Consider the following 23,663-nt stretch of genomic DNA (forward strand, 5'->3'; position numbering starts at 1 on the left):
TGAAACGCCCGTTTGAATTTATCCTTGTAATTTTACATGGTATTGTCAGAATCAAGCCACCCTATTGTAAGTATGAGCCCAATGCCGAAGGAGATGATAATGATATACACAGGCAAAAGTCTGACGGTGTCGCTGTCCGACGATGGTTTTGCTGAACTGGTGTTTGACGCCGAAGGTTCAGTTAATAAATTTGACCGCCAGACGGTTAAAGAATTAGATGAAGCCACGCAAGCCATGGCCTCTCACAGCGAGATTAAAGGCGCGTTAGTAAGAAGCGCGAAGTCGGCCTTTATTGTGGGTGCAGATATTACTGAATTTATGTCGCTTTTCAGTAAACCTGATGATGAAGTATTAGAGTGGGTAGGCAACACTGCTCAGGTATTTGACCGTTTTGAAGATCTTCCTTTTCCTACCATAGCAGCTATCAACGGCTTTGCCCTGGGCGGCGGTTGTGAAATGGCATTGGCGTGCGATTTACGCGTAGCGGATACATCCGCATCAATAGGTTTACCTGAAGTTAAGTTAGGCTTAATGCCAGGTTTTGGCGGCACGGTTCGGTTACCCAGAATCATTGGCTCAGATAATGCGCTGGAATGGATGACGACAGGCAAAGACCGTAGCGGTGCTAAAGCTTTGGATGAGGGCGCGGTAGATGCGGTAGTAGAACCTGACAACCTGCTCGCCGCCGCACGTAGAATGTTAAAAGATGCAGCTGCGAATAAGCTTGACTGGCAGAAACGTCGCAAGGCAAAGAAAGCGCCGTTAACATTGAACAAGAACGAAGCCATGATGAGTTTCTCTACGGCTCAGGCCATGGTTTCAGCGCAGGCAGGAAAGCACTACCCCGCCCCGCATATGATGGTCGAAACCGTTAAAAATGCCGCTGCGCAGGATAGAGCTGGCGCACTGAAATTAGAAAATGAAGGCTTTGTTAAGCTGGCGAAGACCGATGCGGCAAAAGCGCAGATTGGCATTTTTATGGCCGATCAGCTGGTAAAAAGCAAGGGCAAAAAAATGGCCAAAGCGGCCAACAAACAAGTGAAGCTTAACGCAGTACTGGGCGCTGGCATCATGGGCGGCGGTATCGCTTATCAAAGCGCCGTGAAAGGTTTGCCGGTCATTATGAAAGACATTAACCGCGATGCCCTGAACCTTGGCTTAACAGAAGCTGCCAAGATCCTCGGCAAAGGTATTGAACGCGGAAAAATTGATGCCAGCAAACTGGCAACAACATTAAATGCCATTACGCCCACACTTGAATACAGCACCATTAAAGATGTAGATATGGTTATTGAAGCGGTGGTCGAAAATCCTAAAGTTAAAAGCTCAGTGCTTAAAGAAACTGAAGAAGCGGTGAGCGACGACACCATTATTTGCTCAAATACCTCCACCATTTCCATTAATCACCTTGCGGAAAGTTTAAATAAACCCGAGCGCTTCTGCGGCATGCATTTCTTTAACCCTGTTCACCGCATGCCACTGGTGGAGATTATCCGCGGCAACGACACCTCAGAAGATACCATTAATACCGTGGTTGCCACTACGCTGAAAATGGGTAAAACCCCGATTGTGGTAAACGATTGCCCAGGCTTTTTGGTTAATCGTGTACTGTTCCCATACTTCGCCGGTTTCAGCAAACTGATATTAGATGGCGCCGATTTTGTCGCCGTTGATAAAGTGATGGAAAAAGACTTCGGCTGGCCGATGGGCCCCGCTTATTTGCTTGATGTTGTAGGCCTGGACACCGCCGATCACGCTGCGGATGTAATGTCACAAGGTATTCCAGAGCGAATGCATAAGATTGATAACGACCCTGTTACCTTATTGCATGACGCTAAACGGCTCGGTCAGAAAAACGGTAAAGGATTTTATAACTTTGGCACCGATAAGCGCGGTAAACCCACCAAAAATGCTGCCGACGAAGCTTATGAACTTATGGCGCCCCATGTGAAGGAACAACAATCGTTTGAGAAACAGGACATTATTGCCCGGCTTATGATCCCCATGGCAAACGAAGCCATTCGTTGCCTTGAAGAAGGTATTGTAGCCAGCGCGGCCGAAGCCGATATGGCGCTGTTGTACGGTTTAGGCTTTCCGCCGTTCCGTGGCGGTATCTTCCGCTGGATTGAAACAATGGGGCTAGCGAAGTTCGTGGAATTAGCTGATCAATACGCTGAGCTAGGCCCGATTTATCAAGTTACTGACGGCGTGCGCCAAATGGCCGCCGACGGTAAATCTTACTTCGCCTAAACCCAAGGAGACTAACATGAAAGAAGTCGTAGTTATCGATTGTATTCGTACGCCCATGGGTCGTTCCAAGGGTGGTGTATTTCGCAATGTGCGTGCAGAAACGCTATCAGCACACTTAATGACAACCTTGCTGGAACGTAATCCGGATATCGATCCGAAAGAAATTGAAGATATTATCTGGGGCTGCGTTCAACAAACCAAAGAGCAAGGCTTTAACGTTGCCCGTAATGCGCAACTGCTTACTAATATTCCCCGCACTACCAGCGCAGTCACCGTAAATCGCTTATGTGGTTCATCCATGCAGGCGCTGCACGATGCAACCAAAGGCATAATGACCGGCAACGGCGATATTTTTATGATTGGCGGCGTAGAACATATGGGCCATGTGCCTATGACATTCAATGTGAATTTTCATCCTGGATTAGCCAAATATACTGCGAAGGCTTCTGGCAATATGGGTATGACTGCGGAGCTGCTGGGACGTCAGAACGGCATTAGCCGCGAGATGCAGGATGCCTTTGGTGCGCGTTCGCATCAAAGGGCTCACAAAGCGCATCTTGAAGGCCGCTGGGACAATGAAATTGTGCCTACAGAAGGGCATGATGCTGATGGCGTGCTTAAGCAAATTACTGCCGATGAGGTCATTCGCCCAGAGACCACAGTTGAAACATTGTCTCAGTTGCGCCCGGTGTTTGACCCTGTTAACGGCACGGTAACCGCCGGAACGTCATCGGCAATTTCAGATGGCGCATCGGCCATGCTGTTAATGTCTGCTGACAAAGCGAAGGCGTTAGGATTAACACCACGAGCACGAATCCGCGCCATGGGCGTGGCAGGCTGCGACGCGGCCGTTATGGGGTTCGGACCGGTTCCGGCCACCCTAAAGGCGCTAAAGCGCGCAGGTATGTCCATGGATGATATCGAGCTGGCAGAGTTTAACGAAGCCTTTGCCGCACAAGCGCTTTCCTGCATTAAGCAACTCGGCTGGCTGGACAAGTATGACGACCACGTGAACTTAAACGGCGGTGCAATAGCACTTGGGCATCCATTAGGTTGCTCGGGCGCACGTATCAGCACAACCTTGCTTAATCTGATGGAAGCAAACGATAAATCTGTTGGTCTGGCGACCATGTGTATCGGGTTAGGTCAGGGCATCGCGACGATATTTGAGCGGGTGTAACTCGCATTTATAGAAAGAGCCTGCGGGCTCTTTCGCTTAAAGCACCAGGCTGGATAACGGGCTTATTACTCCACTTGCCCCTGCTGTAGGATGTGAGTATAAATCTGTGTGGTTCTGACATCGGCGTGACCAAGCTGATCCTGCACCGTTCTGATGTCAGCTCCCGACTGCAGCAAATGGGTTGCAAAAGAATGGCGCAGTGTGTGAGGAGTAACATGTTTGGTTATTTTGGCTTCGGACGCGGCCTTTTTCACCGCTCGCTGAATTTGTTTTTCATCGATATGGTGGCGGCGCAACACCTTACTTTCGGGGTCGATACTTAGATGCTGAGCGGGAAAGAGATATTGCCATTCCAGGGTTTTGTTTCTGTTCGCATACTTCCTGCGCAACCCGTGCGGGATCCATGCTCCAGCAAACTCAGGTACATTCAGGTCCCGTCCTAGCAGCTCCCCAGTCTGAATTATTTGGTTTTTTAACAGAGGTATAAGCGCTTCAGATAATGTCGCCACTCGGTGTTTACCGCCTTTTCCAAACCAGATACGCACACATTTGTAGTCAAAATCGATGTCTCCCGTCCGCAGCCTGATGCACTCCATCAGCCGTAAGCCACTGCCGTAGAGCATAGCGACAGCAAGGTAATGATTTTTCCCAACCCTGGCCAAGAGCGCCCGCACTTCTGCCTGGGTAAGTACTACAGGCAATTTACGCTCTCTATGGCTACCTACAAAGCACATAGTTTCTGGAAGCGGCCGGCCAAGATATTTATTGTATAAAAATACCAAGGCATTCAACGCTGTTATCTGGGTCGATTTTGCCACCCTGCGCCTGACCGATAAATGAGTGAGATCAGCTTCAACATCAGTCGCATTTAACTTTTATGGATGCTTATAACCATGAAATCGTACATAGTCTGTAATCCAGGTTAACTAAGTATGAATGGTGCGCTTTGCATATCGCTTAAGCATCATATGCTCATACAGAACGTTTAAAAATGGCGACTTCATTTGCAGCCTGACTTTCCAAAAGCGCTAATCTTACGCTCTCTCGCAGAAAGCGAATACTGGCTTTAAGACAGGTTCAACAACTCCCACGGATATATACACCTGCTTTAGTGCTTTTTCACATGTTTAAAAAGCCCCACCTAAATTTTTGGTGATACGTCAAAAAGTTATGGCATACTGGCAAGCATCAACAGTAAAAATACACCAAAGTGGTACGGGATATCACACCACTTTGAAAGATAGTAAATTGTTAGCTCCCGTAGGGAAAGGCTGAAGAAAAAGGATTAATGGCAGTGGCAACAAGGAAGCATTACGGTCGTGTCAGTACCAAAATTTTGGTGGTTGGGTTATCGGTTCTTCGTAAGCCAAAGTCATCATCGTCAGTTGCTCAAACCAATCGTGTGCCCACCAGGGCCCTCTCTGCTAACCTGCTGTTCAATTTTCATTTTTCAGTATCAACGTTGTTTCAATCTGCGCGGTGTTGTCTTAAAGTAAGTTTTAACAAATTAATTAAACGGCAGTATTGGCATCTGTTGGCGGCAAGCCGCGACAGTTCAATGGTGGGGCTAACAAAGCGCAGCAGCGGGACAATTACTCGCAGTCATCTTTTTTGCAGAGCAAAAATGCTGCCTACAAGCAATCGCCCCTGTGCTTCGCGTTAGCTGATTAGTGCAACCGTTCAAAAGGAATATAAATGCAAGATGCCACTTTAAAATCGATTACAGCCACAGTTCAAAATGGTGTTGCAAAAGCAGATGGGAAATTTTGGATTACTGAAACTGATATTCATTTTGCCCCATATAATAAAGATTATGGGCTTGGGCCTCTTAAAATTGAAAGGAGCTCAATTTCAAAAGTAGAAAAATGTTTAGGTAAAGGTGCGGGTATTCTGCCTATAACATCTGATGCAATCGAAGTTTCATTACTTGATGGCAGTACATTTCAATTCATAGTGTCAAATCCTAACGAGTTAGTTGTACTCCTGAGCAAATAATCAGCTAAACGTTTCAAGGCGTACCCGCTGCGCGGGTACTGGGACACAAACACGTGGGCGCTTCGCGATTATCGCCCACATGTTTGCGCCCCTTAAACGGAAGTTATCTTCTCGTTGGCAATCCAGCGCTTTTCATATAATCTTTCTACATGCCAACAGTATTAAAAATAGGGCCTTATCGCTTTTTCTTCTATAGCAACGAGAATGGCGAACCTGCCCACATTCACATTCAACGCGAAAGAATGCTGGCTAAATTCTGGCTTCGACCAGTCGCGTTAGCAAGTTCAACTCGCTTTTCTCCCAAAGAGCTGAGGAATTTGGAAAAGCTAGTTGTCGATAATAGAGATGCTTTTTTGGAGGCTTGGAATGGCTACTTTAGCAGTTGAACATCACCCACAAGCTTTGTCGGTGTCTTTCGACGATGGCTCTTTAATTGTCGAGCTCATTGACGGCAGAACTATTTCCGTACCTTTGTCTTGGTTTCCTAGCCTTTCTCAGGCTAGCAAATCTCAGTTACAGGATTGGGAGTTGTTGGGTGATGGTGAAGGAATCCACTGGCCACAGCTTGACGAAGACCTAAGTGTTGGCGGTCTTCTTATAGGCAACCGCAGCAGAAGATAACAAACGTTTCAAGGTGTACCCGCTGGCGCGGGTACTGGGACAAAAACATGTGGGCGCTTCGCGATTATCGCCCACATGTTTGTGCCCCTTAAACGGAAGTTAGCTGCCTTGAGTCGGAGAGTTCGATGAGTAAGTTCTACACTATGAAAAAAGGTGTATATCCTACAGATGAGCAGGTAGCCGAAACTAGGCGGAAGAAACACGCAGAACATCTGGATTACTTTTACGGAAACTACTGGTCAATTTTCGTGGACAAGGATCACAGGTGCTTTATCGAGTTCGACGTCGGTCACTTCGCATCCAATTTCATAGTCCGGCAGATATCGCATGACGACTACGCCGCGTTGAAGAATGATACGAGCCTATTTAACAGTGTCATCAGGCAGTTTACGTGAGTCCGGTAGCTAACAAACGCGTCAAAGGCGACGCTCGTACCTCGCGCGCTTTACGCGGGCGTTAGCTACTTGGAGGAATGAAAAATGTCTTTTACTCCGATAGGCCATTATACTAGTAGAAATCGCTTACTCAGGAGATAAGTTGTGAAAATAGAAAATCTTACAGCTTTAGAAAAAGTAGAGCTTGCCCAGAAGATCTGGGACTCAGTAGCTGCGAACCAAGGTGCTATCGAGTTAACGAAGGAGCAAACTACACTTTTAAACGAGAGACTAAACGCATTTGAAGATGACCAAGATTTCGGTTCAAGTTGGTCTGACGTTAAAAGAAGAATAACTGGTTAATGAAATTTGCTTTATACATTAGACCAGAGGCTGAAGAAGATATCCGAGAATCCTATTCATATTATCAACAATGCCAAGTTGGCCTTGGCAATGATTTTATAATCTCTGTTGAAGCAGCCTTTAACAAAATCACTGAACACCCTGAAATGTATCAGGAAGTTCATAGGGGGTTTCGTCGCTTGCTAATTAGTCGCTTTCCGTTTGGTGTTTTCTACAAAATATATGGACACAAAATTCTTGTTTTTGCTGTTATTCACACAAGTAGAGCTCCTAGGGCTTGGCAAAAACGCAGCTAACAAAACGCTGTTGGCACTCCCTCCGGTCGCTGGGACGCATACGCGGGGCCGCTTCGCGATATAGCCCCGCGCCTGCGCCCCAAAGCTTAGCGTTAGCTCTACACGAGGATGATTTCCGTGCAAACGTTGGAGATTGCTTTACTGTCTACATTACTACTATTTCCATTAGTCGATTTAGTCCTGGAAAAATATAAATTCAGAAATAAGTGTGCTGAATATATAAAAACCTCGGTCATGTTGTGGGTTGTCACGGGATTCTTGTTTTTTTGCTTTTTAATTGGGGTGTTAAAAATAGATCCTCCTCAATATCTACCGTCTGCTAGTTGGAAAGGTTATTTGGCGATCTTTATGTTTGCGGTATTTATTGGGTATATGAAATATGTACTTTCTTCAATCCATAAAGATGCAAGTGTTAGACTTCAGGTCTTAAAAGCATTTAAAGTAGGCGGTGAATCATTCGTAGAGATATTGCCCACGTCGCATAAAGAGTTTTTATTTTTTACACTACTGGTCTCAGTTAGTGCTGGAGTGTGCGAAGAGCTTATTTTCCGCTGGTATTTGTATAGCTTCATAGAGCAACATACAGGCGGGCTGGTTGCCGTTATTGGTAGCAGCATCATTTTTGGTCTTTGGCACACATACCTTGGTTGGAAGCATGTTACTAAAACAGCTGTTGTAGGCCTTTTGCTGTGCGGTATATATTTGTATTTCGAAAGTATTGTTGTTGCTATATTGGCGCACATATTTATGGATGTTTACTCGGGGTCAGTCGCATTTATTGCAAGGAAGGCGCAAGGTGCAGAGCTAACAAACGCATAAACTTGCTCGCAAGCTCGCCGGGACAATAACACGTAGGCTCAGTCGCTTCGCTCTAATTTCAGCCTACGTGTTATTGTCCGTTATGCGGGCGTTATACATAAACCCTTTTTCAATATAAAAAAGTGGGTTCAGCGGCAAAGATTTTTTTTAGCAACAAGGCTGCGCTTTCGGCATGTTCTGGGACTAATTCAGTTAATCCAAGAGTCGTGCATCAATACGTTTTTCAGCATCGCGTCGTCGTAAAATTACTGGTAACAGCTCCGCATCATCACCCTGCTTGGCCGGTACCATATTCTAAAAACCGTTAAACATGCTGGCGGTTCAACGTCGGTTGTGTATAACAAACAACTATTGTCGCCCGCTGGCGCGGGCTGGGACGCAGACACGGGGCCGCTTCGCGATTGTAGCCCCGTATCTGCGCCCCAAAGTTGGAAGTTTTATATTTTCGGTGCTAAGCCATGTGGACGATAAGTATCTCAGATAGTGGAGTCGGAAAAATTCAGATAGATGACTTCAAAGAGTCGTTCCGATCCGATCTTTCATTCTGGTCTAAAGCTGATTATGAGCGTCATTGGTCTCAAGCGGCTAAAGCTCTAGGTGAAGGTTTCCCGGTTGTATTTATTACCTCCATCACTGAACCGATAATCTCAAATTTTTTTCGTTCTTGGGCGTGTTACCCCGTTAAGGGTGAACTGATATTCCAAGAGCATATATTGTTTTTGGAAGACCTTGAGAGGCCGTTCGATCTGGATGCCCCTCATAGCAACGTTAGGGCTTATGAGTCCGTCACCGAAGATGGTGAAAGAGTTTCAGAGTGGAGAACGAGGCATGAAATATAACAATTCGCTGTTGTCGGACAATTTTTCCACCGCTTCGCGGTTCCAAAATTGCCGCAAAGCTCCGCGCTGGGGGATCCCCTCATAATTTTGGCATTCCAGTCTGGTGAACCCGCTCTATGTAATGCCCAATAGCCCAGTGAAATATCTGTACTTTTGATGATGTAGTCTCGCCATCGTTTCCTTACTTCCCTGCCTAGTCAAATTAAAGATAAAACCGGTCTGTGGCGTATGGTGTTGGCCTGGAAACAGCGTGACCAGTCGTGTTTGGTGGCGATTAACCCGATTAGCCTTAGTACCCATTCCGCGAGCATGGCAATGAGTAACAGGATATCGAAGCGCCTGGTGCAACGACTGTTGCTGTGGCGCAGACCCAACCCGTACTGGGGACTTTTAATATCCCGGAAACTCTCTTCTATCTGCATCCGCTTGGCATAGAGGTTAACTAGCTGTTTAGATGTCATGGCGCAGGCAGGTAAATTATTAGCAAGCAGCCAGGGCTCTTTGCTGCCAGCCCGGTAACTGGCCTGAGCGGTATGGTGCCTCCCTGCTTTGGAGGAGCGACTGTCTTTTCGCCCTTTTGGCTTGGCTTTGTACAGATGCAGATGGGCGTCAATGGGGCGCTTACGTCCCAGGTCACCATGCCCGAGGTAACGCGCCTTCGCGTTCGCTGAGGGATAAAATGATTTATTACTGCGCCAGGTTGTGCTTCCTCGCCGCTTAAACCCGACCTCGCCCCGCACTCTGCCAAGCCAGAACCAGCCATGCGTCTCAACTTCACGAAACCATGTGTTGCGATACCCTGCGTCAGTGACAATCAGCGGGCAACATTTATCCGGCAATATCGACGCCAGTTCCCGAAGAAACGTATTGTGACTGACTGGAGAGTTATATTCTGAAAAGGGAAACACCCGCTCATATAACGTCACCGCCCGCCCCTCAAAACATACCGAAGCCCGCAACGTCTGATGGCGCATCTGCTCACGTACATCCGACCAATCGACAAGAATAATGGGCATTGGGTTGGCCCCGCAAAGCAGCCGCGCATGCCATCGATAAATCTCCAGCCGTTCCTGGTATAACGCCTGATTTCCCAATAGGCGGTCAATGCGCTTAATGTTGTGCTTCGCGGCAACGTTGCCGCCAATATCGCGACCCAGTTCTGTCAGTGACAACTGCTGCCCGTCCAGCAAGGATTTGACCGCCACCATCAAAGAGCAAAGCCGCTTCTGATGTAAATTCGGGCATTGAAACTGAAGCAAATCGTGTAAGATAGTGATATCACGCATGGTGGGGTTGTCTGGTTGGTTTTTGGCGAAATGAATTAGATCAAATCGCGCCATGCGTGTCTATGTGATTGAATCTCCTTTAATTTATGAGGGGATTCGTTAGATACAGGCGTTAGCTGCCAAAATGTGAATCAAGCTTATCTAGAAGCTCTAAACCTTTATTTTTGTCTCCAGTAGCAGCAATCGCCTTAAATCTTACCTCAGTATCAAATTCAGCTATCGCTTGTGTAGACAATTCTTCTATCAATTTGTTTAAGCTCAACTTTTTATGCGCAGCCAAAGCCTTCAATCGATTATGCTTATCGTCTGGTAAACGTACGGTTAAAGTGGACATATTAAACTCCTCTCAAATAATCTTCAGGTGCTAACACTTTCAAACCATCAAATTGTAGTTCCGCATTTCGCAGGTCTTTTAGATTATTCGTAATAATGCTCTCGGCATTTCCTGCTACTGCAAGTTCAATAAGAAAGTTATCGCCTTCATCTTTTAAATTTGGACGCCACAAATAATGTATCTGCACCCATTCGCAAACACTAAAAAATGCTGCTAGCAACTCATTCACTTCATCCTCGGTAAGCGGGCACAGCTCTTTGATTTTGTCCCGCTTACTTACTGCTTCGTATTCCAAAAATAAGGTCGTGCTAATCAGCGGTTTTAGCTGCCCAAACAAGCAATGCCTTATCACTTCTCGGGCAGGGCCTGTTTTGCCAATCAGGGCGCTAATAAGTACACTGGTGTCAATAACTACTTTATTCATACTTTATATGCTAGCGTATATGCTATCACTTTTCAATTTAACGGTGGCAGCTAACGAACAACTGTTGGCACTCCCCACGTTCGCTGGGACACAAAAAAGTTGGATGTTAGCCGCTTCAAGATTCTTACCCTTGCTGTTTGAGTGAAAAAGGTATATTTTTTACTCATGCACACATTCGAATTCGATCAGAATAAAAGTGATTCCAATCTCACAAAGCGCGGGATCGACTTTATTGAAGCACAGAAACTTTGGAATGATCCCTTGCTTCTCGAGATTCCCGCTAAAACGGAAGATGAACCAAGGTATGTCGTCATCGGTCTTATTGGTAGGAAGCACTGGACAGCGGTAATCACTTACAGAAGTGAGAGTATTAGGATTATATCTGTTCGGCGCTCGAGAAAATCAGAGGTAAACTTATATGAAAGCTAAGGACTTTGAAGACAAGTTTGAAAATAGCGATGACGTGCTTCAGCACCTTGATTTGGCAAAAGCTAAGCGTCCATTACAAAAACAGAAAAGGATCAATGTTGACATTCCTGAGTGGATGATCAATTCACTGGATAAAGAGGCTAGTCGCGTTGGAGTAACGCGTCAATCAATTATTAAAGTATGGCTGGCCGAAAGGCTTGAACATTTACAGTCTTTAGATCGTATGGGCAGCTAATCGGGTAGCCGGAGGTATCTAGCCTCCAGCCCCCACAACCCCTGCATGCGGCTCCGCACAGGACGTTTCCTGAAAACGTTTAAAATATGATGGCCGATTAGCTCTCTCATGCCCAATTATGGCTTCTGATTTTGCGCCACTGTACTTAAACCCGTCGGATACGGAACAAGTGAGCTACACAGGCTCCTAATTGATTTTCAGGGTCAGGCCTTCACCCTGTCCCAACCGTTACGATGGGCGTTTGGCTACTATGCCGTCTGCTGACTTCTGCTTTATCACCGCCATAGTTACCTGTGGCGACGCTATCGGTTTGCATCGAATTCGCTCGCAGTAGTTGATGCATTTCCTCTGCGCCAAAGCACTTGTATATCAGAGCCTCACCGGTAGTTACCGACCGCTCGTAAAGCAGATCTCCGGGAGGCCAGTCTCACCCAGATAAGAGCATGCACTGTCTCTGCACTGCTGAATGAAATTCGTTTTGCGTATCCAATACGATAAAAATCATGCTATGTTTGTTCATGCTAGTCTCCAATTTGATTTGGTATTGAATAAACTAATTATGGTTTCGGCTGGCGCTCCGGTGGCTGAAAAGTTAACCCACGAAAAATGCGGAGAATAGCATTTCACAGGGAGTCATTGTGTCAATGTACTTAGAGGGATTTCATGGAAGTTAGAAATCAAAAAATTATTCTCTTAACAATTCTCATAGCGAATGCTCTTGGCTGGATTCCCTTTACCTTGTCTGCAGCAAAAATCTTTGCCCCAATAGAATATGTAGATTTAGTCGATACTTGTTACTTTCTTGCTATAATCGTGGGCCTGGGCTCTATCGGCTTGGGTTTGTACTCTGGGTTAAAGTTTCCCGCAGTCTCGGGCTTTACCATTCTGAATTTCATAGTTGGCTATTCTCTCGTATTAGCCTCGTCTGTCGTTTTATATTTAAGTGCTTTGTATTTCGCATCTGTAATTTCTTTAGCTATAGCAGGCTTTATAGTTATAAGGCAGTATTGGCACAGTACATAAAAAACGCTGTTGGCGTTCCCTTCGGTCACTGGGACGCAAAAATCACATGGGCGCTTCGCGACTATAGCCCCTCGACTTTGTGCCTGAACGGTACTGCATACTTAGGAATAAACATGGAAGTAAAACTAGACCTCACTGAAGATTATGCCTCTCAAGTCTTTTCTCTTTACAAGGAAACCTGGTGGGCAGAAAACAGGACTCTCGACCAAACAGCAAACTGTATAAAAGGTTCTCAAATTACCGTTGGGCTCTTTGATGACGAAGACCTGGTAGGATTTGCGCGGGCTATTACCGATTTCATTTTCAAAGCGATAATTTTTGACGTGATTGTATCGGAAAAGCACAGAGGTAAAGGCCTTGGTAAAAAGCTGATTATTGCTGTTAAGGAACATCCCAAGCTACATTCAATTAAGCATTTCGAACTTTACTGCTTACCAGAAATGGAATCCTTCTATGAGGGGTTCGGCTTTACGTCAAACGTCGGTGGCATCCACCTCATGCGGTGCACTAACGCGTAATTAGCCGTTTAACGGCTCTAACGGGAACGCATCAGCTAAAGCCAATGCCTTTGCTGTAAAGGCGTTAATCTCAAGGAGGAGTATAATGATTAAGCTTCTAACTCTCAGTTTTCTTATATTGGCGCTACTATTCTGCAGTAACAATTCGTTTGCCTCGTCCGAATTTACTGAGCTAGCCGCTGAATTGAATCATATGATGGATGTAGATCAGAAGGCTTTGCACGGGAAAACCGATTTAGATTTTGATGTTATAAAAATAGATCACGCAAAAAGAGTTGAGGAAATAGTTTCTACTTATGGATGGCCAACGATAGAAATGGTTGGAGAAGATGCTTCTCAGGCTGCCTGGATCATTGTACAACACGCCGATTATGACAAAGAATTTCAGCGCAGGATGCTAAGAATAATGAAGCCTCTTGCTATGAATAATCAAATTGCTCCTGCGAACTACGCCTATTTATACGATCGAATCCACCGCCCGCAGTTATACGGGACCCAGGGAAAATGCGAGGGGAATGAATTTAAACCATTTCCTATAGAAAATATCGAAGACATTAATACTCGTAGAAAATCATTAAATATGACGACAGCACAAGAATATTGGAACATGGCTTCCGAGAGGATGTGCGGGAGAAAGTGAGACGTAACGTTAAAGTCATTAACTTCGGCCTCGGGGAGCACATGAGGCTTGGCGGCGAACCTTGAATGCGAAGTAAAGGATTGGGTAGAGAATGGCGCCAGTGGCAAAAATTTTTTAAATGTTCTGGTGTTGAAAGACGTTGTTCAAACTACTAACAATCAGCAATAGTGATGCCTATTTTAAATTCTCGCGTGGTTCGTTGCGGCCTACCAGCGGAATGCTATCGTACAACGCCTACAGCTTGTGCCTAATTGTTCGGACTAAAACAAGGAGAACAAATGAACCTCAATTTACATACAAAGGTTTTTCGCTCTGTTACTAATACCGGGAATGGTGAAGTTGGGGCTGATACAATTTTCCATTATCAACAGCACAAAGATGTCGTTACTGCGACGTACCAAGGCGGCAGCATCGCGAATGGCCATTTAATAGCCAAGGTACTGCCAAATGGAGAGTTAGACATGCGGTACCACCATATAAATAAAGCCGGCGAACTAATGCTTGGAAGATGCCTATCCACATCAGAGCTGTTGCCGAATGGTCGGCTGAAGTTCAGAGAATCCGGGCAGTGGCTGTCAGGAGATATGTCCTCCGGCTATTCAGAGATTGAGGAAATATAGCAGGTAATTTGTCCGCTGTATTTGATGGTATTTAGCATAACTAAGCGCTGCAGCCGACGTAAAGAGTAGCGCCAACAAATTCTTGATACAGACTAGTACACGCACAAGCCGCGTTTGCAAACTCTGCCATAAGCCTTTTTATGGTTGGGGTAACTCAGCAAACCCTGATTCGTATCCGAAGTCTTTTCGAATCCGTAAAAAGCTGGCAAAACGTGGCAGCCCATTATTGGTGAAGCCATGATATTTATAGGTGATAATACTTCCTATAGGCGGGGGATTAGCGCGTCCGTTGTCAGTGAAACCGGAACCCACTGAAAACACAACCCCTTGTGTGTTTTTCACTCGTAATGCGCCCAGCATCCCTGTGTACTTGCCTTTGCCTGGCAAATAGGCGATTACTTCGGCTTCGTCATCGAAGTACGGCTTTAGCTTCAATAGTGCGCTGCTTCTGCCGGAGTGATGACGGGCCGTTGCCAGGTGCAGCATCAGACCTTCTGCGCCAGCTTCAACTAATGCTTGCAGGTGTTCGCTTAACGCGTGATTTGATGAAAAGCGCTGCTGTTTTACCGCTTTAATATGCTCAGCATCAATTTGTTTAATTAAGTTTAAATAGTTCTTATACCGCTGCTCAAAAGGAAGCTGCGCATCAGGCATATCGAAAACTTTATAACTTACTCGGCGCCACCGCTCATCGTTGGGTGTTTCAGTTCGTACTATGGAAGTGAGGCCTTCAAAATCCTGGCGCTGTGTCCATAGTTCTCCGTCAAGCCAGACGGCAGGTAATGGCGCAGTAAACCAGCCAGGCGCCGGTATCGGGTTGCCTTGTCTGGTCAGGAATTTTTCACCCGTCCAAATGGCCCGCACACCGTCATATTTTTCACTAACCAGATAATCGCTAATAGGCCGGGCGTTGTCCTGCTCATACACATTAGCCAGTTGAACGTGCATCGGCGATGCTGCACATGTGAAAAAAGCGGCGAGGTACAGAAATACCGAAAGAATATAAAGAAGTTTAGACAATTTTATCATCACTGCATCCTTGCAATTTTGGTTTATACTGAACTAATTCTATACAGGTTTTGTTGTGAATTAATACTGTACTTCAACCAAACAATACCGAAACTGGCCGTGCTTGCTCTTATTATTTTTTAGTGCTTTGGGAGTAAGGCTTCCTATGAAGCCCCTTTTGCCGTTTTGGCTTCCAACAAATCTTCCACGTACCACATTCTCACGATAACCATTAATGTAACCATAAGCGGCGCCGCCAGCAGAATACCAGTTAAGCCAACCATTCCGCCCAACGTTACCTGCGCAAACAGGGTAAGCGCGGGGGGAAGATCGGCGATTTCTGCCTGAAGTACCGGTGTCAGTACGTAGCTTTCCACCGCCTGTACAGCGACATATAAAGAGGTAACGTAAAGAAGCGCATCCACGCCACTCATCACGCTGATCATTGCTGCGGGTATAAAACCAATAATGGGCCCAAGATTAGGAATAAAGGAAAGCAGCGCTGCAATAATCCCTAATATTAACGCTAAATCAACGCCCAGCGCCCATAAACCTCCAGTGGTCAGTATGCCAACTAAAATCATAGAAGCAATTTTCGCAACAAACCATCCTGTTAGCGCAGATCCACATCCATTAAGCACCTCCCGAACTCTCTGCCGATGTATTGGAGGAACAAGCGTTACAGCACCATTAATATAACCCTTAGGATTAACTGCAAGAAATAGCCCGAGAAAAAGCGCAAAAATGAAATTTCCAATTCCATTTATGGCTGAATAAAAGAACCCGGAAACTGCGTTTACTATCGTACTGACTTTCGGATCATACGAGCTTAAATCTTTTACATTGTCGTTGAGCTGATCTGTCCAGTGTAGATCAGAGATTTGTTCCTGAATATAATCGACAGCCTGAGGCAAACGATCGGTTAACTCACTAGCCTGGGCGGCAACTTTTGGCGCGGTGTATCCGAAGAAAAGACCAAGTAATAAAAAAGGCGCGATAATGGTTACCGGAAGCCAGATTTTGGTCGAAACGTTAGTTTTCTTTCCTAACCAATTCGCTGAACCTCGAAACAGCACTGCAATTAACATCCCGCCAAACAAGGTTAATACTATTTTTCCACTATGTACCAGCGCCCATACCAGAAGCACGACAAGCGCAGCGGTACTGGCTTGGATAAAAGTACGCTTCGCCAGCAGTTTGGTATTCATATAATTCCTTAAATAACGCGAAAATCTGCGTGTTCTGGCCATAATACTAACCCGCTTTGATGCGTGATCAGCTCAGAAATAGAGGATCCATCTGATCAAGGTGGATTAGTATAAGATGCTGTCTCCACCACAGTTATTTCAATGCATATTGCGTAGCCCCAGTACCAGAATGACGGCAGACAGGCGTTAACGTAGCATGTTTACTTCAGTAAACCTCGCTTGGATCGGTATTCCTTAAGCAATCGCATCTATAGGCGGCCAACTAAATGCTTGACTGCACGTCATCCCAGGGAACAAACCGTCCGAATTTTTCCACACCGTTTCAGGTGCGAGACGAATGCTATTGTTAACTACACCAAAAAAGCCCGTTTTCTCCAGCGGCAAAGTTCTTTGCCGCATCCCATTGATCATCCGGATGACAGATCGTGGATATTTTATTAAACAGTAAGTGAAAGTTTCTTAGTCGCACTTCTGGAGCGCAGTGCTCCAGCAGAGCCATCAGGGATGATTTTATGGCGTTTCGGATAAGAAACTTTTACATGATTTCACAGCTGTTCGTCTTTCGCTCACTCATGCGGTTGCCCTCATACGGAGGGGACTCACATCATTTTTCACCTGACGAGCTACTTAAATGAGACTGCCATCGTCCATGCTGCTTCTCAAGTCGATGTAAGTTTTACTTTCATAGCTCAATTACTATCGAAAATATTTCAGATCACAGCAACAGTCTGCCCGCAGCTTATCTCCGCGTGAACATGCGTGTGTTCAGCCGTATTTTCGCTTAGTCGTCACTGCAGGCCGGGTTGTCTATTGCTAAGCGGTTGTACTGATCCCTATTTAATGTTTAGCGGAATCTATACGAACAGCTGAGCATCATCGATTTTCTATTCTTTTACACGCCGCGTTAAGAAACCGGGTTAGGTAACTGAAAAAATACAGTTGAAGAGACGCTTTGTATGAATGCTTGCGATAATTGGTTAATTATTAGATGTAAAACCGGTTAAATATAAAAAAGAGCCCGTTTAAAAGCATATGAACATATTCGTATTAGATACTGACATTGAAAAGTGCGCTCAATACCATTGCGATCAACACGTAGTAAAAATGATCTTAGAAAGTGTTCAGTTACTGTGCACGGCATTAAATAAAAAAGGGTTTTCTACCCCCTATAAATCCACTCATGTTAAGCACCCTTGCGTGTATTGGGTAGAAGAGTCGTATGATAATTTTCAGTGGCTCTGCAATCTTACTCTGGCACTCAACGCTGAATACCAGTACCGCTACGAAAAAGCACAAGGCCACAAATCTATCGCAGTACTTAATGAAATAAGAGATCTGCGTTATTCCAGCAAGGGACTTAGCCCTTTCGCACAAGCAATGCCAGACGAATATAAAGTTAAAGACGATCCTGTAAGCGCCTATCGTCAATTTTACATTGGCGAAAAAGCGCACTTTGCGAAATGGACTAAACGAAAAATGCCTGATTGGTTTAAGGTTTAACGGCCCATTATGTAATTAACTGGTATTGTTAAGCAGTAACTTTAGTCCTGATAATTTGTATTCCGCTTACTCAACATAATCCGCTATCGCAGGCGTAATCCCGCTTTTGCATCAGGGCAACCGCATGAATGAGCAAAAAACCATCAGCTGAGAAAAATTTTGACTATTTCACCCCGACCTTTGCATCCGCAATAATGAACTGGCCAACGGTACCTTCTTCGCGAAATAAGCATCTCGGACGGCGGCTTATGTTTCTAAATCAAACACTGAAATGACCCAACCGCACCCGCGATCAGTACATATTCTAACCAGGATGATTTGCAGCCCTGTGCCAACACAGTGAACGCTAATCACCCGCTTTACATTAATCAACTGTATGTGGCTTTTTGCAATTCGGGCTTCTGAATACCTAACCTACGCTTTTGCTTACAAAGGATATTTTATGATTCGTTCATTAGTGCTCAGTACGTTATCTCTTCCGTTATTGGCTTGCAGCGCTACAACGTCTTCTCCAGAGGAAAGCCCGCAACGTTCTCAAAGCGCCGATAGTCGCCAATCTGCTTCACAGACGCAGGAAGGCGGCGCCTACCATGAAGAGCGCGTACAAATTGAAGCTTGCAAGCAGGCAAGATTTGAACTTGTTGAAGCGCAAACGAAAAACGATAGCGACGAGATTGAAGCCGCCGAAATGAACATTGAAGAAGCTTGTATTCATTAAGTGATACTATAATGAACGTCATGCCGCCAGGTGTTTACCGGTAACACTGATCCGCATTGATGTGAATTGATGTCGCGATAGACACATCATAACAAAGCCGTTCCTGCTGAAGTTGCAATTGCAGCAGGCCTCAGCAAAAAATTCCGCTGCTACTGTTGCGCGTTATCATTTATGCTTATCAAAACATTGTCAGGTCGTTACATGAAAGTCATTTTGACTGCGTTATTTATTTGTTCTCTGGTCGGCTGTAGTGCTTTTCAAAGTGATTCATCAGAATCTGCATCGAAAGGCGATTTAAAACAACAAGCTTTAAAGGAAATTGATGTGTTGGCTTGCTTGGACGATGGGGGCGTTATTACTAAAGTTTGCCGTTTGGGAATGCCAGCTTGTGTAAAAACATTCAGTGATGCAGGTCAAAGCTGTAAAGATCATTCAGAGTGTGAAGGGCGCTGTTTACGCCAATCAGAGTTTGTCGATGCAGGTACCATCACCACCGGCTTTTGCAGTCAGAACAATGACCCATGCGGCTGTTCGCAACCCATTGTCAAGGGCATTGCACAACCCACAATATGCATAGATTAGGCGTTGAAATTCTGCACTTTTACGTTTAAGTCATCTAGTTATCCCTCGCCATCCCAGGTTATCCACAGTCGGTAAAAAATGGACTGGAAAAAGCTGGGTATCGACAGCGATCCTGCTAAATAGTGAGTTAGCCGAATAAAGGTTGTAGACGCTGTGGTAAATTGTCCACTATCCCAACTACATAATAATAAGGCGTTGTACTCGCTACTACTGGAACTTATATGGCTAAAAGAATTCTTGCTCTTTTTACAGGCTTGGCGCTACTTGGCGGCTGCACTGCGCATGGCAACTCACAAACTGTAAAAGCGGAAAGCAAAAAAGAACTTTCCACCGCTTATACATTAAAAAGCGGCGGCGACATCGAACCTCTGCAGAAAAATCTCACGATCAGTCATGCTGATCTTTCGTTTTCTTTTGATTTTGACAGCGAAATATTATTTGGCTTAACCGCGCTGACATTGCATAGCGATACACAGCAACAGGGGCTATCTGTAGACTTGGATACCCGCTTTGCCATTGAAAAGCTGTGGGTAAACGATACGTTGTTACCGCCTTCAAAATACAGCAATTCAGACGGACAAGTATTCATTGCACAGGATCAACTATTCACCTTTCCCGCTACGCTAAAAATTCAGTATTCTGGACATCCACGAACGCCGATACGCGCGCCGTGGGATGGCGGCGTAATGTGGGAAAAAACGCCTTCTGGCGCGCCTTGGCTTGCTACTGCAGTGCAAGGCGAAGGGTGTGACTTGTTCTGGCCTTGCATTGATCAACCGTTCGGCGAGCCCGCGACTGTTGATTTAAGAATAACGGTCCCCAAAGGATTAGTGGCCGCAAGTAACGGCAAATTGGTTGAGGTAATTAAAAAGGAGGATGCAGACACCTTTCATTGGCAGACGGTTTCGTTACACAATACCTATGGCATTGCTTTGAACATTGCCCCCTACGAAGTGATGACCACTGAATTTACCAGCATCTACGGCAACCATTTTCCTATCACCTATTACCATTTGCCTGGCGACACCAAACAAATTAAAGCGTTGTTTGATGAGCTTCCGCAAATGATCACTTTTTTTGAACGCATGATTGGCCCCTATCCTTTTGGCGAAGAAAAAGTGGGTATTGTGCAAACGCCGCATCTGGGCATGGAACATCAAACTATCAATGCCTACGGTAACGACTATAAAAAGGACGAGTACGGTTATGACTGGCTAATGCAGCATGAATTTTCTCATGAGTGGTTCGGCAATCAGCTTACCAATGACGACTGGGACCATATGTGGCTTCATGAAGGACTTGGAAGCTACATGCAGCCGCTTTATGCTCAGTATCTTCATGGTGACCTTGCCTATATGTCTAGCCTGAATAATCAGCGCAAAGGGATTATCAACCAGCATCCGATTGTCAGCAATAAACGTCTTAAAGAAGAAGATGTATATGAAAACGGGCCTGGACTGGATATTTACTATAAAGGCTCTTGGGTGATGCATACTTTACGTTACCTGATAGGCGACGACGCATTTTTCCGTTCGGTAAAAGAGATTGTCTACGGCACGCCCGCTCCCAAGCCCGGCAATTTTTCACCCGTATTTAAAAATACCCAGGACTTTATCGATATTGTAAACCGCAATACCGGGCAGGACTTGGACTGGTTTTTTGATGTCTACCTGTACCACGCGCCGTTACCGAAGTTACTGGTCACCAGAACCGATACCAGCGTAACATTTGCGTGGCAAACTGATAGCGGCCTCCCCTTTCCCATGCCATTGGAGGTAAGCGTAAATGGAAAAGTTCACACTCTTGATCTAAGTAGCCCGCAGCAGTTACCTATTACTCCTATAGATACTGTTATAGCGGACCCTGCTTCTAAAGTTTTGCGTTATGAGCAACGCTATGTAGATTTTAAAGAGTACGAAGCACTTAAGAAAAAGAAGCTAGCTGAAAAGAAATAGCGCCACGCTTAGCGCTGGCTTCCGGCCAGCGCTAAGTAACGTCGAACCGCATCAAGAAGTGATCAGCGTAGAGAAAGCAGAAAGTGTAATGAAAGACACATTCATGAACGGATACCTTAGGGCAAGTGCATGAATGAGTGAAAATTCAGCAGTCTCAGGGTATAAGCAAAGTATACATGCTCCAGAAGCTCGGCTAAGAAATCTTCACTTATCGCTTAAAATTATTCGCGATTTATCCCTGAGGGGTGGTACCTGACCGTTCCCGAAATTGCTATGCAGAAAAAGGGATCCGTTGAGCGTAGCCGCCCCGCTTCCTATAGTAAAAGCTCATATTCAAGGAAACCCGCCTCACAGATAAGTTGGCGTTTTACCAATCGCCACAACGTGTTAACAAAGTGTTTTATTAATGATGATTTTATTGATGATTATTATTATAACTATGTTATATTTTTACTGTTGAAGGTGTCACTTACCACTGCTTTGGCTATCTTATTGCGATAGGCAAATGAGTGAACATTGTGGAAGCGCAGTAAAAAACGAATTTATAACCACTTCTGATGTCTTAAAGGAAATGCTTTACTTTATCGTCTAAAGAGGCGACACGGATAACAGGAAGTTCTGTACCTAATTACACGCAAAGGTATGTTTATGTCAGTCTATTTATCTGCTGTTGTTTTTGTAGTTGTCGCTTTTACCATTTTTTATTTATGGGTTATGCGTTCGCAGTGTTTTAACAGACCTTCCCATGTGCTTCTCGATGTAGATGACTTCATCACTATTCGTCATAATGCTCTTTCCCGCTATTTTACGGGCTTTGCGATGCTGGTACAAAAGGGGCATATCAGTAAAATTGAAGTTTCAGATGAGTGTCTTACTCTTATTACCGACGGCAATAACGCTATCGAAATTTGGTTGTCCCAGCGGTTCATTGGCCCTAACGCCAGCTACGCCAGAACCCTGTTCCCAGAAGCCGAGTTTACGCGTTCCTGTACCTGATTCTTAATCGAGAGGTCATAAGTGGCAACAATCCATCTGCAAACGGCAGATATCACCACGTTACACGTTGATGCGATAGTCAATGCCGCCAATAGCAGTCTGTTGGGCGGTGGCGGTGTTGATGGTGCCATTCATAGAGCAGCAGGGCCGGAACTGCTGGAATTTTGCAAATCGTTGAATGGGTGTACAACTGGTGATGCTAAAATTACTCCGGGTTTTAACTTACCGGCTCAATTTATTATTCACACTGTAGGCCCGGTATGGAAGGGCGGCAAGCAAAACGAGGCGCAACTTCTTTCAAGCTGTTACAGTCGCTGTCTGGATCTGGCCGAAGAAAACCAACTCTCTTCTATTGCCTTTCCTGCAATAAGCTGTGGCATTTACGGTTATCCGACCGATCAAGCGTGTCAGGTCGCCCTAACCGCAATTCAACACAGGCTCCCTCAGTTGAAAAGCATCCAGGATATTTATCTGGTTTGCTTTAATGAAGAACTTTACCAGCAATACACCCACCTGCTCTAGCATTTGCGCGTACGATATCGGATGAGGGCCCGTATTCGTACAATTGTGGTGCAACCACCGAGCAGGTTTACACTCTCGCAACAACGCATTTACTCATTTGTTTAAATCTGTAAAGTAGACGATACCTCGTAACCTATTATGTCTGAACAGGAATATGTATGACCCCCTGCGTCAAACTAGCCTACCACGTATAATCCTCGCCTGATTCACTGATTCATTTTTCCCTTTCTTATGCATAAAACAAATCATAGTGTTCTTGAAGACATTTTCGCCCTTGTGTGCGCCGGCTTGTTTGTTGCTTTCGGGGTGCACCTGTTCCAATCTCAGGATTTAATGATTGGAGGAGCGGCAGGTTTGGCGTTGTTAAGTACCTACGCATTTGATCTGGATTTCGGCATGCTGTTTTTTTTGATTAATCTCCCGTTTTACGCTCTGGCGTGGACGCGAATCAGTAAGCGTTTTACTATCAATACCTTCATTTCTGTATCCACTGTATCGCTGCTGACGGAACTGATTCCGAGGTTTGTGGATATCGGTAGTGCCAACCCGTTCTTCGCTGCAGTTTTCGGTGGCATCTTAATTGGCGTAGGAATGTTGATTATGTTTCGCCATACGTCAAGCTTAGGGGGGGTGGGGATTCTGGCGTATTTTCTTCAGTCTCGCTATGGGATTCGTGCGGGATCATTTCAGTTGTTGGTAGACAGCATTATACTTACCAGTGCCTTAATTTTTATCGCCTGGCCGCTGGTACTGGTTTCTGTACTCGCCGCTTTTTGTCTGAATATGGTGATATCGCTTAACCACCGGCCAGAACGCTATACATTACCTACTCGCGTAAAAGCCGAAACTGGCGAGGCTGAGATTGCGTCTGACATGCATCCACAAAACAGCTAAATTTATAGCAAAGGCCTACTCTTGTAGGCCTTTT

Annotated in this window: 27 protein-coding genes and 2 pseudogenes; 22 read left to right on the forward strand and 7 right to left on the reverse strand. The window is 45.3% G+C overall.

Translation table 11 applies throughout. The features are described from left to right. Nucleotides 1-99 precede the first annotated feature (99 nt). Both fadB and fadA read left to right on the forward strand, forming a co-directional pair. Complete coding sequence (fadB, locus tag CA267_RS06360) at nucleotides 100-2,250, forward strand: fatty acid oxidation complex subunit alpha FadB (protein WP_075608265.1); 2,151 nt, start codon at nucleotides 100-102, stop codon at nucleotides 2,248-2,250. 16 nt (nucleotides 2,251-2,266) lie between these two features. Further along, nucleotides 2,267-3,430, forward strand: coding sequence for an acetyl-CoA C-acyltransferase FadA (gene fadA, locus CA267_RS06365; RefSeq protein WP_075608264.1), 1,164 nt, complete (start codon nucleotides 2,267-2,269; stop codon nucleotides 3,428-3,430). A gap of 36 nt (nucleotides 3,431-3,466) precedes the next feature. Here fadA and CA267_RS06370 read toward each other — a convergent pair. Beyond that, nucleotides 3,467-4,347: pseudogene (locus CA267_RS06370) on the reverse strand (integron integrase). Between the two features lie 778 nt (nucleotides 4,348-5,125). On the opposite strand from CA267_RS06370, the gene CA267_RS06375 reads away from it, so the two are divergent. From CA267_RS06375 to CA267_RS19220, 7 genes are all read left to right on the forward strand, one after another. Beyond that, on the forward strand, nucleotides 5,126-5,425 hold the full coding sequence (locus CA267_RS06375; RefSeq protein WP_075608262.1) for a hypothetical protein: 300 nt from the start codon (nucleotides 5,126-5,128) through the stop codon (nucleotides 5,423-5,425). A gap of 149 nt (nucleotides 5,426-5,574) precedes the next feature. Continuing rightward, the gene (locus tag CA267_RS06380) at nucleotides 5,575-5,811 is read left to right on the forward strand and encodes a DUF4160 domain-containing protein (RefSeq protein ID WP_075608261.1); all 237 of its coding nucleotides are present in this window, start codon (nucleotides 5,575-5,577) and stop codon (nucleotides 5,809-5,811) included. Beyond that, nucleotides 5,792-6,046 carry a DUF2442 domain-containing protein gene (locus tag CA267_RS06385; RefSeq protein WP_075608260.1) on the forward strand — a complete coding sequence of 85 codons (255 nt, stop codon included), beginning with the start codon at nucleotides 5,792-5,794 and terminating at the stop codon, nucleotides 6,044-6,046. Before CA267_RS06380 ends, CA267_RS06385 begins: the two co-directional genes overlap by 20 nt. 539 nt (nucleotides 6,047-6,585) lie before the next feature. After that, nucleotides 6,586-6,783, forward strand: coding sequence for an addiction module protein (locus CA267_RS06390; protein WP_075608258.1), 198 nt, complete (start codon nucleotides 6,586-6,588; stop codon nucleotides 6,781-6,783). Beyond that, nucleotides 6,783-7,079 (forward strand): type II toxin-antitoxin system RelE/ParE family toxin, encoded by a 297-nt coding sequence (locus CA267_RS06395; RefSeq protein ID WP_075608257.1) that lies wholly within the window; start codon nucleotides 6,783-6,785, stop codon nucleotides 7,077-7,079. The genes CA267_RS06390 and CA267_RS06395 overlap by 1 nt, the downstream gene beginning before the upstream one ends. Nucleotides 7,080-7,196: 117 nt before the next feature. Then, nucleotides 7,197-7,898: a CPBP family intramembrane glutamic endopeptidase gene (locus CA267_RS06400; protein ID WP_075608256.1), complete on the forward strand. Its 702-nt coding sequence runs from the start codon at nucleotides 7,197-7,199 to the stop codon at nucleotides 7,896-7,898. A 458-nt stretch (nucleotides 7,899-8,356) separates the two neighbouring features. Further along, entirely contained in the window at nucleotides 8,357-8,737 is a 381-nt protein-coding gene (locus CA267_RS19220; RefSeq protein WP_083638296.1) for a hypothetical protein, read from the forward strand. A gap of 79 nt (nucleotides 8,738-8,816) precedes the next feature. On the opposite strand, the pseudogene CA267_RS06410 reads toward CA267_RS19220, so the two are convergent. From CA267_RS06410 to CA267_RS06420, 3 genes and pseudogenes are all read right to left on the reverse strand, one after another. After that, nucleotides 8,817-10,023: pseudogene (locus CA267_RS06410) on the reverse strand (IS4 family transposase). Nucleotides 10,024-10,135: 112 nt separating this feature from the next. After that, complete coding sequence (locus CA267_RS06415) at nucleotides 10,136-10,357, reverse strand: toxin-antitoxin system HicB family antitoxin (RefSeq protein ID WP_013785563.1); 222 nt, start codon at nucleotides 10,355-10,357, stop codon at nucleotides 10,136-10,138. A 1-nt stretch (nucleotide 10,358) separates the two neighbouring features. Next, nucleotides 10,359-10,781: a putative toxin-antitoxin system toxin component, PIN family gene (locus CA267_RS06420; protein ID WP_075608255.1), complete on the reverse strand. Its 423-nt coding sequence runs from the start codon at nucleotides 10,779-10,781 to the stop codon at nucleotides 10,359-10,361. A gap of 165 nt (nucleotides 10,782-10,946) precedes the next feature. On the opposite strand from CA267_RS06420, the gene CA267_RS06425 reads away from it, so the two are divergent. Together CA267_RS06425 and brnA are read left to right on the forward strand one after the other, a co-directional pair. Then, entirely contained in the window at nucleotides 10,947-11,210 is a 264-nt protein-coding gene (locus CA267_RS06425; protein ID WP_075608254.1) for a BrnT family toxin, read from the forward strand. Next, nucleotides 11,200-11,445 (forward strand): type II toxin-antitoxin system BrnA family antitoxin, encoded by a 246-nt coding sequence (brnA, locus tag CA267_RS06430; protein WP_075608253.1) that lies wholly within the window; start codon nucleotides 11,200-11,202, stop codon nucleotides 11,443-11,445. The genes CA267_RS06425 and brnA overlap by 11 nt, the downstream gene beginning before the upstream one ends. 211 nt (nucleotides 11,446-11,656) lie before the next feature. On the opposite strand, the gene CA267_RS19115 is transcribed toward brnA, so the two are convergent. Next, entirely contained in the window at nucleotides 11,657-11,788 is a 132-nt protein-coding gene (locus tag CA267_RS19115) for a hypothetical protein (protein ID WP_269748480.1), read from the reverse strand. Nucleotides 11,789-12,108: 320 nt separating this feature from the next. On the opposite strand from CA267_RS19115, the gene CA267_RS06435 reads away from it, so the two are divergent. The 4 genes from CA267_RS06435 (at nucleotide 12,109) to CA267_RS06450 (ending at nucleotide 14,246) form a co-directional block, all read left to right on the forward strand. Beyond that, entirely contained in the window at nucleotides 12,109-12,468 is a 360-nt protein-coding gene (locus CA267_RS06435; RefSeq protein WP_075608252.1) for a hypothetical protein, read from the forward strand. A 113-nt stretch (nucleotides 12,469-12,581) separates the two neighbouring features. Further along, nucleotides 12,582-12,986: a GNAT family N-acetyltransferase gene (locus CA267_RS06440; protein ID WP_075609966.1), complete on the forward strand. Its 405-nt coding sequence runs from the start codon at nucleotides 12,582-12,584 to the stop codon at nucleotides 12,984-12,986. A gap of 85 nt (nucleotides 12,987-13,071) precedes the next feature. Continuing rightward, nucleotides 13,072-13,626 carry a DUF6624 domain-containing protein gene (locus CA267_RS06445; RefSeq protein WP_075608251.1) on the forward strand — a complete coding sequence of 185 codons (555 nt, stop codon included), beginning with the start codon at nucleotides 13,072-13,074 and terminating at the stop codon, nucleotides 13,624-13,626. Between the two features lie 278 nt (nucleotides 13,627-13,904). Continuing rightward, on the forward strand, nucleotides 13,905-14,246 hold the full coding sequence (locus tag CA267_RS06450; RefSeq protein ID WP_075608250.1) for a n-acetylglutamate synthase: 342 nt from the start codon (nucleotides 13,905-13,907) through the stop codon (nucleotides 14,244-14,246). Between the two features lie 138 nt (nucleotides 14,247-14,384). Here the strand turns inward: CA267_RS06450 and CA267_RS06455 are convergent, their stop codons facing one another. Continuing rightward, nucleotides 14,385-15,275 carry a DNA ligase gene (locus CA267_RS06455; RefSeq protein ID WP_075608249.1) on the reverse strand — a complete coding sequence of 297 codons (891 nt, stop codon included), beginning with the start codon at nucleotides 15,273-15,275 and terminating at the stop codon, nucleotides 14,385-14,387. Between the two features lie 143 nt (nucleotides 15,276-15,418). Further along, nucleotides 15,419-16,462 (reverse strand): AI-2E family transporter, encoded by a 1,044-nt coding sequence (locus CA267_RS06460; protein ID WP_075608248.1) that lies wholly within the window; start codon nucleotides 16,460-16,462, stop codon nucleotides 15,419-15,421. Nucleotides 16,463-17,494: 1,032 nt separating this feature from the next. Between CA267_RS06460 and CA267_RS06465 the strand changes: the two genes are divergently transcribed. From CA267_RS06465 to CA267_RS06495, 7 genes are all read left to right on the forward strand, one after another. Then, entirely contained in the window at nucleotides 17,495-17,962 is a 468-nt protein-coding gene (locus CA267_RS06465; protein ID WP_075608247.1) for a pyrimidine dimer DNA glycosylase/endonuclease V, read from the forward strand. 442 nt (nucleotides 17,963-18,404) lie between these two features. Beyond that, nucleotides 18,405-18,680, forward strand: coding sequence for a hypothetical protein (locus CA267_RS06470; protein ID WP_075608246.1), 276 nt, complete (start codon nucleotides 18,405-18,407; stop codon nucleotides 18,678-18,680). A 201-nt stretch (nucleotides 18,681-18,881) separates the two neighbouring features. Then, on the forward strand, nucleotides 18,882-19,262 hold the full coding sequence (locus CA267_RS06475) for a hypothetical protein (RefSeq protein WP_075608245.1): 381 nt from the start codon (nucleotides 18,882-18,884) through the stop codon (nucleotides 19,260-19,262). Nucleotides 19,263-19,483: 221 nt separating this feature from the next. Beyond that, the gene (locus CA267_RS06480) at nucleotides 19,484-21,217 is read left to right on the forward strand and encodes a M1 family metallopeptidase (RefSeq protein ID WP_075608244.1); all 1,734 of its coding nucleotides are present in this window, start codon (nucleotides 19,484-19,486) and stop codon (nucleotides 21,215-21,217) included. Between the two features lie 648 nt (nucleotides 21,218-21,865). Continuing rightward, nucleotides 21,866-22,213, forward strand: a complete 348-nt coding sequence (locus CA267_RS06485) for a hypothetical protein (protein ID WP_097349127.1) — start codon at nucleotides 21,866-21,868, stop codon at nucleotides 22,211-22,213. Nucleotides 22,214-22,234: 21 nt separating this feature from the next. Then, nucleotides 22,235-22,735: an O-acetyl-ADP-ribose deacetylase gene (locus tag CA267_RS06490; protein WP_075608242.1), complete on the forward strand. Its 501-nt coding sequence runs from the start codon at nucleotides 22,235-22,237 to the stop codon at nucleotides 22,733-22,735. Nucleotides 22,736-22,966: 231 nt separating this feature from the next. After that, on the forward strand, nucleotides 22,967-23,629 hold the full coding sequence (locus tag CA267_RS06495) for a YitT family protein (RefSeq protein WP_075608241.1): 663 nt from the start codon (nucleotides 22,967-22,969) through the stop codon (nucleotides 23,627-23,629). Nucleotides 23,630-23,663 lie beyond the last annotated feature (34 nt).

This window comes from Alteromonas pelagimontana, assembly GCF_002499975.2.
GTDB lineage: Bacteria > Pseudomonadota > Gammaproteobacteria > Enterobacterales > Alteromonadaceae > Alteromonas > Alteromonas pelagimontana.

Coding starts and splice junctions, on each gene's coding strand:
- CA267_RS06455 (WP_075608249.1), bottom strand. CDS start 15,275: ATGATAAAATTGTCTAAACTTCTTTATATTCTTTCGGTATTTCTGTAC.
- CA267_RS06385 (WP_075608260.1), top strand. CDS start 5,792: ATGGCTACTTTAGCAGTTGAACATCACCCACAAGCTTTGTCGGTGTCT.
- CA267_RS06485 (WP_097349127.1), top strand. CDS start 21,866: ATGTCAGTCTATTTATCTGCTGTTGTTTTTGTAGTTGTCGCTTTTACC.
- CA267_RS06480 (WP_075608244.1), top strand. CDS start 19,484: ATGGCTAAAAGAATTCTTGCTCTTTTTACAGGCTTGGCGCTACTTGGC.
- CA267_RS06425 (WP_075608254.1), top strand. CDS start 10,947: ATGCACACATTCGAATTCGATCAGAATAAAAGTGATTCCAATCTCACA.
- CA267_RS06470 (WP_075608246.1), top strand. CDS start 18,405: ATGATTCGTTCATTAGTGCTCAGTACGTTATCTCTTCCGTTATTGGCT.
- CA267_RS19115 (WP_269748480.1), bottom strand. CDS start 11,788: ATGCATCAACTACTGCGAGCGAATTCGATGCAAACCGATAGCGTCGCC.
- CA267_RS06495 (WP_075608241.1), top strand. CDS start 22,967: ATGCATAAAACAAATCATAGTGTTCTTGAAGACATTTTCGCCCTTGTG.
- fadB (WP_075608265.1), top strand. CDS start 100: ATGATATACACAGGCAAAAGTCTGACGGTGTCGCTGTCCGACGATGGT.
- CA267_RS06450 (WP_075608250.1), top strand. CDS start 13,905: ATGAACCTCAATTTACATACAAAGGTTTTTCGCTCTGTTACTAATACC.
- CA267_RS06445 (WP_075608251.1), top strand. CDS start 13,072: ATGATTAAGCTTCTAACTCTCAGTTTTCTTATATTGGCGCTACTATTC.
- brnA (WP_075608253.1), top strand. CDS start 11,200: ATGAAAGCTAAGGACTTTGAAGACAAGTTTGAAAATAGCGATGACGTG.
- CA267_RS06375 (WP_075608262.1), top strand. CDS start 5,126: ATGCAAGATGCCACTTTAAAATCGATTACAGCCACAGTTCAAAATGGT.
- CA267_RS06420 (WP_075608255.1), bottom strand. CDS start 10,781: ATGAATAAAGTAGTTATTGACACCAGTGTACTTATTAGCGCCCTGATT.
- CA267_RS06465 (WP_075608247.1), top strand. CDS start 17,495: ATGAACATATTCGTATTAGATACTGACATTGAAAAGTGCGCTCAATAC.
- CA267_RS06435 (WP_075608252.1), top strand. CDS start 12,109: ATGGAAGTTAGAAATCAAAAAATTATTCTCTTAACAATTCTCATAGCG.
- CA267_RS06380 (WP_075608261.1), top strand. CDS start 5,575: ATGCCAACAGTATTAAAAATAGGGCCTTATCGCTTTTTCTTCTATAGC.
- CA267_RS06460 (WP_075608248.1), bottom strand. CDS start 16,462: ATGAATACCAAACTGCTGGCGAAGCGTACTTTTATCCAAGCCAGTACC.
- CA267_RS06415 (WP_013785563.1), bottom strand. CDS start 10,357: ATGTCCACTTTAACCGTACGTTTACCAGACGATAAGCATAATCGATTG.
- CA267_RS06475 (WP_075608245.1), top strand. CDS start 18,882: ATGAAAGTCATTTTGACTGCGTTATTTATTTGTTCTCTGGTCGGCTGT.
- CA267_RS19220 (WP_083638296.1), top strand. CDS start 8,357: ATGTGGACGATAAGTATCTCAGATAGTGGAGTCGGAAAAATTCAGATA.
- CA267_RS06440 (WP_075609966.1), top strand. CDS start 12,582: ATGGAAGTAAAACTAGACCTCACTGAAGATTATGCCTCTCAAGTCTTT.
- fadA (WP_075608264.1), top strand. CDS start 2,267: ATGAAAGAAGTCGTAGTTATCGATTGTATTCGTACGCCCATGGGTCGT.
- CA267_RS06395 (WP_075608257.1), top strand. CDS start 6,783: ATGAAATTTGCTTTATACATTAGACCAGAGGCTGAAGAAGATATCCGA.